The following is an 11396-nucleotide window of genomic DNA, read 5'->3' on the forward strand; positions in this document are numbered from 1 at the left end:
GCGGAGGGGCAGGACGGTTCGGCCGACACTTCGGACCGTACGACGACGGCCGGGCAACGGCAGGACGGCCGAATACAGATCCTAGCTCATTGTTACCTATACTCACAATGAGCGGGGTCCTGATAGGGTGTCCCGTATGACCACTGGCGATCCCGACGGCCTGCTCGCGGAGCAGCTTCTGCGACTCACCCGCCGCATGCATCGCATCCAGAAGCACCACCTCGCGCAGAGCGACCTCGGCATCACACCGGCTCAGTCCCGGCTGCTGCGCACCCTCGCCCACGTGGGCTCACCACCCCGCATGGCGGATCTCGCCGAACTGCTGGAGGTGGTGCCGCGGGCGGTGACCACGCTGGTCGACGGCCTGGAGGCGAGCGGCCGGGTGCGCCGGGTGCCCGATCCCGCCAATCGCCGGGTGATCCGGATCGAGGTCACGGACGAGGGCCGCGAGGCGCTGCGCACGCTGCACGAAGCGCGTAGGTCCGCGGCCAAGGAGATCCTCGCTCCCCTGACGGACGAGCAGCGCGAGACGCTCGGCGGCCTGCTCGACACCCTGTTCGACGGCGAGCCACTCCCTGAGAGTCATCATGGCCGTCACGGCGGCCACGGGGAACGGAGCCCGGCCTAGGACATCAGGGCTTCCCTGTCTCCCATGACCACCACGGGGTCCTGTGCCGGGTCGAGTGTGCGCAGCAGACGCGTGATGCCCTCCTCGGGCAGGCTGACGCAGGCCAGCGTGCCGTCACCGTGGTCCAGATGCATCCAGATGCCGCCGCCCTTCGTCTGCCCTTCGGGGCGGGTCGGATCGTTCGGCGGCGTACCCGGGACCCTGTTGTAGTCGACGGCGATGACGTAGTAGAAGTCGCGCCTGTGGGCCTCGCCCCAACTCCGCGGCACCTCATAGGCCTCGCTCTGCGAGTACGGGAGCCGGGTACCGGGGTCCGGGAGGACACCGCCCGCGTCGCTGAGCGTGAACACGCCCACCGGGCTGCGCATGTCGTCCTCGTGATGGTCCGTCGTCCAGCCCTTCCGGCCGTTGTGCCCGCGCCAGCGCCCGGCCTCGCTCCAGACGGAGCCGTACTTCGCGTAGAGGACGATCGTGGAGTTCGGCGAGTCCTCGCCGTCGCCGTACACCGCCACCACCTGGCGCGAATCCGCGGGGATCTGCCCGTACAGCCAGTCGCCGATGCCGGGGACACGAGTCGGGCCGGCCGCGGGGGCGGACGCCCTGCCGCCCCCGCTTCCCGGTTCGGCGCCGGGAACTGACGCGCCGCCACCTCTGCTTCCCGGGCCGCCGTACTCCAGGCGCTGCCCGTCTCCCTTCGGCCCGCCGCAGGCCGCCAAGGACACCAGAAGCACGCCGCAGGCCGCCGCCACGGATCCCGAGCGCATCGCTCTACGCAGACCATCCCATCGCATAAGTCATACGATCACATGACCTGTCAGGCGTACGGCGCATATGCCTCTTTCAGTCGCGTGTCGGGGCTCATGCTCTCGTGGCTCTCATGGCTCGCGAGGCGGGCCGGATCGTGGTGGTGGCGATGGAAAACCGTTTGCGTACGGCCTTGTTCCAAGGCGAACCTTGCACGGTTTGCTGCGGGCCTTCGCCGACGCCGAAGAAGCCGCCCCGGCTCCCTGAGCCGCACCCCGAGTCCATCCCTGACCCGACCCACCGGGACATCATGCAGATTCAAGACCTTCCCTATCCCGACCCAGGCGTGCCGGACGTGCGCTCGGGCCCTCGCTTCCTGTGGTGGCTCGGCCGGAACCAACTGGGCGGGCAGCTCAAGGCCCTCGCGTGGGGGCTGCTGCACTTCCTCTCCGTCTGCGGACTGCCGTTCTGCGTGGGCCTCGCCGTCCAGGCCGTCGTCGAACGCTCCGGCGCACGCCTCGCCCTGACGGGCGGACTGCTTCTGCTGTGCGGCGCGGGCATCGCGCTCGGCGACGTCATGCTGCACCGCGCCGCGGTCACCAACTGGATCACCGCCTCCGCGCGCGTCCAGCAGCTTCTGGCACGCCGGACGGCTCATCTCGGCTCCGCCCTGACCCGGCGGGTCGCCGCCGGTGAGGTCGTCGCGGTGTCCACCGGTGACGTCGAGAAGATCGGTTGGTTCGTCGAGGCCGTCTCGCGGGTCAGCGCCGCCGCCGTCACCGTCGTGGCGGTCTGTGTCGGGCTCGTCGTCTACGAACCCTCGCTCGGTGTGCTCGTGGCCGTGGGCGTACCGGTGCTGGCGCTCGCGGTGCTGCCGCTGCTGCCCCGTGCCACCCGGCGCGCCGACGTCCAGCGCGAGAAGGCGGGCCGTGCCACCGAGTTGGCCTCGGACACCGTCGCGGGGCTGCGGGTGCTGCGCGGAATCGGCGGCGAGGAGCTGTTCCTGGACCGCTACCGCGAGGCCTCGCAGGAGGTCCGTACGGCGGCCGTGCGCAGCGCCCGGATGTGGTCGCTGATCGCGGCCGTCCAGGTACTGCTGCCGGGGCTGCTGATGATCGCGGTCGTCTGGCGTGGCGTCCAACTGGCCCACGAGGGCCGGATCACCGTCGGTGAACTGGTCGCCGTGTACAGCTCGATCATGCTGCTCGCCTATCCGTTGCAGCACTTCCAGGAGATCGCCATGGCGTACTCCTTCTCGCGGCCCTCCGCCCGGCGGGCGGCCCGGGTGCTGTCGCTGCGGCGCGCCATGGACTCCACGGGCTCCCGCGAGGCCGGTACGCCGACAGGGGATCTGCACGACCCGCGGACCGGGCTGCTCGCACCGGCCGGGCGGTTCACCGCCGTGGTCTGCGGCGACCCGGACGCGGCTGGTCTGCTGGCCGAACGCCTGGGCGGGCACCCGGCCGAGAAGAGCGCCTCGGTGCTCCTGGGCGGCGTCCCGCTGGACGACCTGCCGCTCGGCTCGGCCCGTACCGCCGTGCTCGTCCAGGACAAGGACCCGGTCCTGTTGTCCGGCTCGCTGCGCGACCTGTTCGACGTGCCCGCCTCGGGCAAGGTCAGCGCCGAGGAGGCACTTGCCGCCGCGCAGTGCGGCGATGTCCTGGACGCGCTCGCGCAGGGATCCGCGCACGCCGGGGACCCGATGGACGCGCGGATCACCGAGCGCGGCCGTTCCCTGTCCGGTGGCCAGCGCCAGCGGCTCGCCCTGGCCCGGTCGCTGCTCACGGACCCGGAGGTGCTGGTCCTGGACGAGCCGACCTCCGCCGTCGACTCGCACACGGAGGCGCGGATCGCCGCGGGCGTCCGAGAGGTACGCGCAGGCCGGACGACGGTCGTGTTCACCTCGTCGCCCCTGCTGCTGGACCGCGCCGACCAGGTCGTGCTGGTGCACGAAGGCAAGGTCGCCGCGGTGGGCCCGCACCGCGAACTGGTGCGCGGCGAACCGCGCTACCGCGCCGTCGTCACACGCGAGAGCGATGACGAGACACCCGCGTCGCACGACGTCCTGACCGCACCGGAAGAGATCGAGGAGAGCGCATGATCGGCGTGGCGCCACCGGAGTACGACCCGGCGGCCCCGACGGCGGCGGACACGCTGCCGGTGGGCGCCCCCGCGACCGTACGCGCCTACGTGGCCGAACTGTTCCGTCGGCACCGCTGGGCCTTCCTGCTGCTCATCGGCGTGAACACGGTCTCCGTCGTCGCCTCGATGGCGGGACCGTATCTGCTGGGCGGGCTCGTGGAACGCGTGTCGGACGGCGCGCGGGAACTCCATCTGGAGCGCACCGCCGCCCTGTTCGTCCTCGCGCTCGTCGTGCAGGCGCTGTTCGTACGGCTCGTGCGGCTGCGCGGGGCCGTGCTCGGCGAGCAGATGCTGGCCGATCTGCGGGAGGACTTCCTCGTACGGTCGGTGGGGCTGCCACCGGGCGTCCTGGAGCGGGCCGGGACCGGCGATCTGCTGTCCCGGATCACCACCGACATCGACCGGCTCGCCAATGCGATGCGGGAGGCCGTGCCGCAGCTCGCCATCGGTGTGGTGTGGGTGGTACTGCTGCTCGGCGGCCTGACCGTCACGGCCCCGACGCTCGCTCCGGTCGTCCTCCTCGCCGTGCCGCTGCTGGTGGTCGGCTGCCGGTGGTACTTCAAGCGCGCCCCGTCGGCGTACCGGTCCGAGGCCGCCGGATACGCCGCCGTGGCCTCCGTCCTCGCCGAGACCGTGGACGCGGGGCGCACGATCGAGGCCCATCGCCTCGGCGACCGGCGCGTCGAACTGTCGGACAAGCGGGTCGAGCACTGGACCGCGTGGGAACGGTACACATTGTGGCTGCGGTCGGTGCTCTTCCCGGTCATCAACCTCACGCACACGATGGTCCTGGCCTCGGTCCTGCTCATCGGCGGGGTGTTCGTCCTCCAGGGCTGGATGGGCGTCGGACAGCTCACGACGGGGGCGCTCCTCGCGCAGATGCTGGTGGAACCGGTCGGCCTGATCCTGCGCTGGTACGACGAGTTGCAGGTCGCCCAGGTGTCGCTGGCCCGGCTGGTGGGCGTCCGCGACATCGAGGCGGGCGAGGGCGACGCGTCGCTGGTCCCCGACGGGCGTGCTGTCGAGGCCGACCGCGTGCACTTCGGCTACCGCGCGGGCGTCGACGTCCTGCGGCAGGTCTCCCTGGAGGTGCCGCCCGGTACCCGGCTCGCCCTGGTCGGGCCGTCCGGCGCGGGCAAGTCCACGCTGGGCCGCCTGCTCGCCGGGATCTACGCGCCGCGGGACGGCCGGATCACCCTCGGCGGCGCGGACCTGTCCCGGATGCCCGCCGAGCAGGTGCGTTCGCATGTGGCGCTGGTCAACCAGGAGCACCACGTCTTCGTCGGCTCGCTGCGCGACAACCTGCTGCTGGCGCTCCCCCACGCCCGGCTCGCGGACGCCCCCGTGGACGCGCTCGACGCGAAGCTGTGGGCGGCCCTCGGCGCGGTCGACGCTGACGGCTGGGCGCGCGGTCTGGAGGACGGTCTGGACACCGAGGTGGGCTCCGGCGGTGTGGCGCTCACCCCGGCGCAGGCGCAGCAGATCGCGCTGGCCCGGTTGGTGCTCGCCGATCCGCACACGCTGGTCCTGGACGAGGCGACCTCGCTCCTCGACCCCCGCGCGGCCCGCCATCTGGAGCGCTCCCTGGCCCGTGTGCTGGACGGCCGTACGGTCGTCGCCATCGCCCACCGGCTGCACACCGCCCATGACGCCGACGTCATCGCCGTCGTCGAGAACGGGCGGATCAGCGAGCTGGGCAGCCACGACGACCTGGTCGCCGCCGACGGTGCCTACGCGGCGCTGTGGCGGTCCTGGCACGGCTGACGCGCGCGCGGGCGGCGCTCCGGGACGTCGAAGGACGCCCGGTGGCCGCCCGCCGCCGGCGTCCGGGGGCCCTGCTCCCCGCGCTGCCGTTGCGCGGGGGCAAAGGGGGGTGGAAGGCTGGATGTCGGTACCGGCGCGGGGAACGTCCCGGACCCGTCCGGTTCGCGGCGGCCCGGCCCGCGCCGAGCGGTCCCCGCCCCGCCGTGCCGTCCCGGACGGCGGCACCCGGTTCCGTAGCACCACCTGGAGGTACCCGTGGACAGCACCGACGGATGGGGAGACGACGTCTACCAGCCCGATGGATCCGAGGTGCAGGACGACGCGGGGCTGCTCGACGCCGAGGACACGCTGCTCGCCGACGGGGTCGGCGACCCGCTCGACCGGGGCTGGTCGCCTCCGGAGCGGCCGTGGGCGGTGGAGCACGAGGGCGTCACCGCGGCCGAGGGGAACCGCGGGGAGACCCTGGACCAGCGTCTCGCCGTGGAACTCCCGGACATCGCGATCCCGGACGGCGACGACATAGGGGACTGCCCCGACAGCGACGGCGAGCCGTTGGACAACGAGGTCGGCGCCGCCCGCTCCGGCCGTCTCGTCGCCCCCGACGAAGGGGCCCACGAGGACGAGGAGAGCGGTCTGATCGCCAGCGACGTCGGTGTCGACGGCGCGGCGGCCTCGGCCGAGGAGGCGGCCGTGCACATCGTCGACGAGGACTCGCTGTCCGGCTGACACCGCGCTTCGGGGGCCGGGCGCGGGCCCGCCGTCAGACGACGTTGAGCGCGATCGCGCAGCCCACCCCGCCCAGCACCATGAACACCGGCATCAGCACCTTGAGCTCGACCCAACTGCCCGCCCGGAACCGCATCCCCTTCGGCGGGCCGAGGGGGTACCAGCGCCTGCGGCCCACCGGTATCGGCCACAGGATCGGGCATCCCGAGACGGTCAGCGCGTCCCCGAGGTCGTGCATCAGGGCGCCCAGGACGATCGGCAGGCCGAGCCAGAGGTACTCCTGCCCCGGCTCGGTGAACAGCCAGTCCGCGCCGTTGCCCGGCTTGTCCAGGATGCCCGCCAGGATCCAGGCCGACGTCGCGGCCAGCAGCCACACCAGGACGTCGCTGCTCGAACCGCGGGCCGCCCGCCACAGCAGCCCCTCGATGGCGAGCACCATGTGCACGAAGAGGATGGCCAGGACCGCCCAACGGCCGCCCGTTATGGCCAGGACCGAGGTGCCCGCGCCGATCAGCACGGCCCACAGCCAGGTGTGCGTCAACGTACGGTGACCGCCCGAGCGGCGCGGGTCACCCGCCTTCCGGGTCGCCTTGTAGACGGCGTACGACAGCTTGTCGACGATCTCGCACAGCCAGCGGGACACGGGTCCGAAGGCCGTCGAGATGGTGGCCGCCTTGTGATCCAGGTCCGGGGCCAGCGCGGCCCCCGCGCTGATCAGCGCGCCGACGAGGAGGACCGGCCAGGGCATCGCATGACCCGCCGCAGCGGCTGCGGCCCCCACCCCGAGCCAGGCCGCGGCCCCCGACAGTGAGTGTGCTGGTCCCATCATGGCCGCTTCCCGCCCCATCCCTCTTGCAGCGCTGCCCAGTTGCCGACTCACGCTGACGCTTCGTAGGCGCCACAGCGTAGCGTTCGTGATCTTCTGACAGGCATCCGATTCCCCCATCCGGTGCGAGGACAGGCAAGATGGTGGCGTGACCCTCATCGATCAGCTCCCGCAGACCGCAGACCCCGACGCCCTTTACGAAGCCTTCGAGTCGTGGGCGAGCGAGCGCGGCCTCACCCTGTACGCGCACCAGGAGGAGGCGCTGATCGAGGCGGTCTCGGGTGCGAACGTGATCGTGTCGACGCCCACCGGCTCCGGCAAGAGCATGATCGCCGCGGGCGCGCACTTCGCGGCGCTCGCCCGGGACGAGGTCACCTTCTACACCGCGCCGATCAAGGCGCTCGTCTCGGAGAAGTTCTTCGAGCTGTGCAAGCTCTTCGGCACCGAGAACGTCGGCATGCTCACCGGCGACGCCTCCGTCAACGCGGACGCACCGGTGATCTGCTGCACCGCCGAGGTCCTCGCGTCCATCGCGCTGCGTGACGGCAAGCAGGCGGACGTCGGCCAGGTCGTGATGGACGAGTTCCACTTCTACGCCGAGGGCGACCGGGGCTGGGCCTGGCAGATCCCGATCCTGGAGCTGCCGCAGGCCCAGTTCATCCTCATGTCGGCGACGCTCGGCGACGTCTCGATGTTCGAGAAGGACCTGACCCGCCGTACCGGCCGTCCGACCGCGGTGGTCCGCTCGGCGACCCGGCCGGTCCCGCTCTCGTACGAGTACCGGCTCACCCCGCTCACCGAGACGCTCACCGAACTCCTCCAGACCCGGCAGGCGCCCGTCTACATCGTCCACTTCACCCAGGCGCAGGCCGTGGAGCGGGCCCAGGCGCTGATGAGCATCAACATGTGCTCGCGCGAGGAGAAGGACGAGATCGCCAAGCTGATCGGCAACTTCCGCTTCACCACCAAGTTCGGCCGCAACCTCTCCCGCTACGTACGCCACGGCATCGGCGTCCACCACGCGGGCATGCTGCCCAAGTACCGCCGTCTGGTGGAGAAGCTGGCCCAGGCCGGTCTGCTGAAGGTCATCTGCGGCACGGACACCCTCGGCGTCGGCGTCAACGTCCCGATCCGCACGGTGCTGTTCACGGCGCTGACCAAGTACGACGGCAGCCGGGTGCGCACCCTGCGCGCCCGTGAGTTCCATCAGATCGCCGGGCGGGCCGGGCGGGCCGGCTTCGACACGGCGGGCCTGGTCGTGGCACAGGCACCCGAGCACGTCATCGAGAACGAGAAGGCGCTCGCCAAGGCCGGTGACGACCCGAAGAAGCGCCGCAAGGTGGTGCGCAAGAAGGCACCGGAGGGCTTCGTCGGATGGACGGAGAACACCTTCGAGAAGCTGATCGCCTCCGACCCCGAGCCGCTCACCTCCCGGTTCCGGGTCACCCACACGATGCTGCTGTCGGTGATCGCCCGGCCGGGCAACGCCTTCGACGCCATGCGCCATCTGCTCGAGGACAACCACGAGCCGCGCAAGCAGCAGTTGCGGCACATCCGGCGCGCGATCGCGATCTACCGCTCGCTGCTGGACGGCGGGATCGTCGAGAAGCTGGACACACCCGACGCCACAGGGCGCATCGCGCGCCTCACCGTCGATCTCCAGCAGGACTTCGCGCTCAACCAGCCGCTGTCGACCTTCGCGCTGGCCGCGTTCGAACTCCTCGACCCGGAGTCCCCGTCCTACGCCCTCGACATGGTCTCGGTCATCGAGTCCACGCTGGACGACCCGCGGCAGATCCTGGTCGCCCAGCAGAACAAGGCGCGCGGCGAGGCCGTGGCGGCGATGAAGGCGGACGGCGTCGAGTACGAGGAGCGCATGGAGCGCCTCCAGGACGTGACGTACCCCAAGCCGCTGGAGGAGCTGCTCTTCCACGCGTACAACACCTACCGCAAGAGCCACCCCTGGGTCGGCGACCATCCGCTGTCGCCGAAGTCGGTCATCCGCGACATGTACGAACGGGCGATGTCCTTCACGGAGTTCGTGTCCTTCTACGAACTGGCCCGCACCGAGGGCATCGTGCTGCGCTACCTCGCCAGCGCCTACAAGGCCCTGGAGCACACCGTCCCGGACGACCTGAAGTCGGACGATCTGGAGGATCTGATCGCCTGGCTCGGCGAGATGGTGCGCCAGGTCGACTCCAGCCTGCTGGACGAATGGGAGCAGTTGGCCAACCCGGCGGAGATGACGGCCGAGGAGGCCCAGGAGAAGGCGGACGAGGTCAAGCCGGTCACGGCGAACGCGCGCGCCTTCCGCGTCCTGGTCCGCAACGCCATGTTCCGCCGGGTGGAGCTCGCCGCTCTCGACGCGGTCGACGAACTCGGCGAGATGGACGGGGAGTACGGCTGGGACGCCGAGACGTGGGGCGCGGCCATGGACAAGTACTGGGACGAGTACGAGGACCTCGGCACCGGCCCCGACGCCCGCGGCCCGAAGCTGCTGATGATCGAGGAGGAGCCGGAGAACGGGCTGTGGCGCGTCCGGCAGGCCTTCGCCGACCCGAACGGCGACCACGACTGGGGCATCCGCGCCGAGATCGACCTCACCGCCTCCGACGCCGAGGGCCGCGCCGTCGTCCGGGTCACCGACGTCGGGCAGCTCTGAGATGTCGACCGGCTCCGAGTCCAGGAGAACCTCACCCATGACGAACCCCGCCGAACGGCTCGTCGACCTGCTCGATCTGGAGCAGCTCGAGGTCGACATCTTCCGTGGCCGCAGCCCGCAGGAGTCCCTGCAACGGGTCTTCGGGGGCCAGGTGGCCGGTCAGGCGCTGGTCGCCGCCGGCCGCACCACGGACGGCGAACGGCCGGTGCACTCGCTGCACTCGTACTTCCTGCGTCCGGGCATACCGGGTGTGCCCATCGTGTACCAGGTCGAACGGGTGCGTGACGGCAGGTCGTTCACGACCCGTCAGGTCACGGCCGTGCAGCAGGGCCGCACGATCTTCACCCTGACCGCGTCCTTCCACAAGCCCGAAGTGGCGAGCTTCGAGCATCAGTTGCCGCCCGCGCGTGAGGTACCGGCCCCGGAGTCGCTGCCGACGGTGGCGCAAGAGGTCAGGGAACATCTCGGTGCCCTGCCCGAGACGTTGGAGCGGATGGCCCGGCGGCAGCCCTTCGACATCCGCTATGTGGACCGGTTGCGCTGGAGCGCCGAGGAGACGAAGGACGCCGAGCCGCGCAGCGCGGTGTGGATGCGGGCGGTCGGCCCGCTGGGGGACGACCCGCTCGTCCACACCTGCGCGCTCACCTACGCGAGCGACATGACGCTCCTGGACGCCGTCCGTATCCCGGTCGAGCCGCTCTGGGGGCCGCGCGGCTTCGACATGGCCTCACTGGACCATGCCATGTGGTTCCACCGGCCGTTCCGCGCGGACGAGTGGTTCCTGTACGACCAGGAGTCACCGATCGCCGTGGGCGGCCGGGGCCTGGCCCGGGGCCGCATCTACGACACCGAAGGGCGGCTGCTCGTCTCGGTCGTGCAGGAGGGGCTGTTCCGCAAGCTGGGCTGACCTCACGGCGAGGTGAAGGGCGGTTCCTCTGTCCCGAACGCCCGCTGCAAGGTGCCCTTGCGGCGGGCGCGCTGCTGCTGCGGTGGGGGTGTGAGCGCGGTACGGAGGGCCTCGACGCGTTCCTCGTCGAAGTGGACGTCGGGGTCGGCCTCGACGAACGTCATGGCGATACCGGCGAGCGCGAGGGCGAGCTGTGTCCAGTCGGCGGGCGCGGGCGCGCCGAACGGGTCGGTGTGGACGGTGTGGGTGGCCAGTTCGGGGCTGGCCGGCGTCATGATGACCATGCCGCGGGTGGCGGCGGTGGTCAGCCGGGCGACATCGGCGAACGTGACCCGCAGTTCGGGGCGGAGACGGCAGCCCAGCAGCTTGGTGGTCCGCTCGTAGGCGGCGGCCAGCCCCGCGGTCATGTCGGCCTCGGCCTCGCGCAGGGAGGCCTGGATCTCGCTCCGCAGTTCGCTCTCGGCCAGGCTCAGGAAGGTGGCTTGTAGGGCGAGGTAGGTGCGCCACTCCGGGGAGTCGGAGAAGATCTGGAGCTCCTTGAGAGCTCCCTGGCGCAGCACCTCCGCCACCAGGGCGGTCCGCAGCCCTGGCTGCGCCACCCAGTCCAGCCGGTCGAGGATGACCTGGCGGACCGCCTCGGCCGACTCCGGGTCGGACACGCTGATGGCGGGGCCCGCGCGCCTGGCCAGTTCCTTCAGGAGGTCGCTGAAGAACAGGTCCTTGTAGGGCCAGCGGCGGTAGGCGGCGCTCCGGGCGACGCCGGCGTGGCGGATGACGTCCTCGAAGCTGATGTGGTCCAGCCCCACGGTCAGGCCGGAGCTGTTGATCATGCTCATCGCGGCCCGGAGCATGCGCTGCTCGGTCTCCTCGTCGGACAGCCTGCGCCGTCGACGGGACAGCCCGGACCCCATGGATGACACATCGGCCAAGTCGTTCACCCCTCACGGTAACCACGGCCTGCGGAACGCTGCGCCGGTTCGACGGGCGAACGTCGCCA

At 71.3% G+C, this 11396-nt stretch carries 9 protein-coding genes; 6 read left to right on the plus strand and 3 right to left on the minus strand.

Annotated features, from left to right (window positions below):
- Positions 1-136 precede the first annotated feature (136 nt).
- The gene (locus ACZ60T_RS03955) at positions 137-628 is read left to right on the plus strand and encodes a MarR family winged helix-turn-helix transcriptional regulator (protein WP_469664187.1); all 492 of its coding nucleotides are present in this window, start codon (positions 137-139) and stop codon (positions 626-628) included.
- Here the strand turns inward: ACZ60T_RS03955 and ACZ60T_RS03960 are convergent.
- Positions 625-1392 carry a hypothetical protein gene (locus ACZ60T_RS03960; protein WP_365630856.1) on the minus strand — a complete coding sequence of 256 codons (768 nt, stop codon included), beginning with the start codon at positions 1390-1392 and terminating at the stop codon, positions 625-627. The genes ACZ60T_RS03955 and ACZ60T_RS03960 overlap by 4 nt on opposite strands.
- A gap of 290 nt (positions 1393-1682) precedes the next feature.
- On the opposite strand from ACZ60T_RS03960, the gene ACZ60T_RS03965 reads away from it, so the two are divergent.
- The 3 genes from ACZ60T_RS03965 to ACZ60T_RS03975 all read left to right on the plus strand — a co-directional run bounded on the left by ACZ60T_RS03965 (position 1683) and on the right by ACZ60T_RS03975 (position 6004).
- Positions 1683-3473 (plus strand): ABC transporter transmembrane domain-containing protein, encoded by a 1791-nt coding sequence (locus ACZ60T_RS03965; RefSeq protein ID WP_469664190.1) that lies wholly within the window; start codon positions 1683-1685, stop codon positions 3471-3473.
- Complete coding sequence (locus tag ACZ60T_RS03970; RefSeq protein ID WP_469664192.1) at positions 3470-5278, plus strand: ABC transporter ATP-binding protein; 1809 nt, start codon at positions 3470-3472, stop codon at positions 5276-5278. The genes ACZ60T_RS03965 and ACZ60T_RS03970 overlap by 4 nt, the downstream gene beginning before the upstream one ends.
- Positions 5279-5533: 255 nt before the next feature.
- The gene (locus tag ACZ60T_RS03975) at positions 5534-6004 is read left to right on the plus strand and encodes a DUF5709 domain-containing protein (protein WP_365630862.1); all 471 of its coding nucleotides are present in this window, start codon (positions 5534-5536) and stop codon (positions 6002-6004) included.
- A gap of 34 nt (positions 6005-6038) precedes the next feature.
- Here the strand turns inward: ACZ60T_RS03975 and ACZ60T_RS03980 are convergent, their stop codons facing one another.
- Entirely contained in the window at positions 6039-6833 is a 795-nt protein-coding gene (locus ACZ60T_RS03980; RefSeq protein WP_365630864.1) for a metal-dependent hydrolase, read from the minus strand.
- Positions 6834-6978: 145 nt separating this feature from the next.
- On the opposite strand from ACZ60T_RS03980, the gene ACZ60T_RS03985 reads away from it, so the two are divergent.
- Both ACZ60T_RS03985 and ACZ60T_RS03990 read left to right on the plus strand, forming a co-directional pair.
- On the plus strand, positions 6979-9492 hold the full coding sequence (locus tag ACZ60T_RS03985; protein ID WP_469664195.1) for a DEAD/DEAH box helicase: 2514 nt from the start codon (positions 6979-6981) through the stop codon (positions 9490-9492).
- A 37-nt stretch (positions 9493-9529) separates the two neighbouring features.
- Positions 9530-10399, plus strand: a complete 870-nt coding sequence (locus ACZ60T_RS03990; RefSeq protein ID WP_365630868.1) for an acyl-CoA thioesterase — start codon at positions 9530-9532, stop codon at positions 10397-10399.
- A gap of 2 nt (positions 10400-10401) precedes the next feature.
- On the opposite strand, the gene ACZ60T_RS03995 is transcribed toward ACZ60T_RS03990, so the two are convergent.
- On the minus strand, positions 10402-11328 hold the full coding sequence (locus ACZ60T_RS03995) for a TetR/AcrR family transcriptional regulator (protein WP_469664197.1): 927 nt from the start codon (positions 11326-11328) through the stop codon (positions 10402-10404).
- Positions 11329-11396: the final 68 nt, after the last annotated feature.

Source organism: Streptomyces sp. NPDC104371 (genome assembly GCF_055583785.1).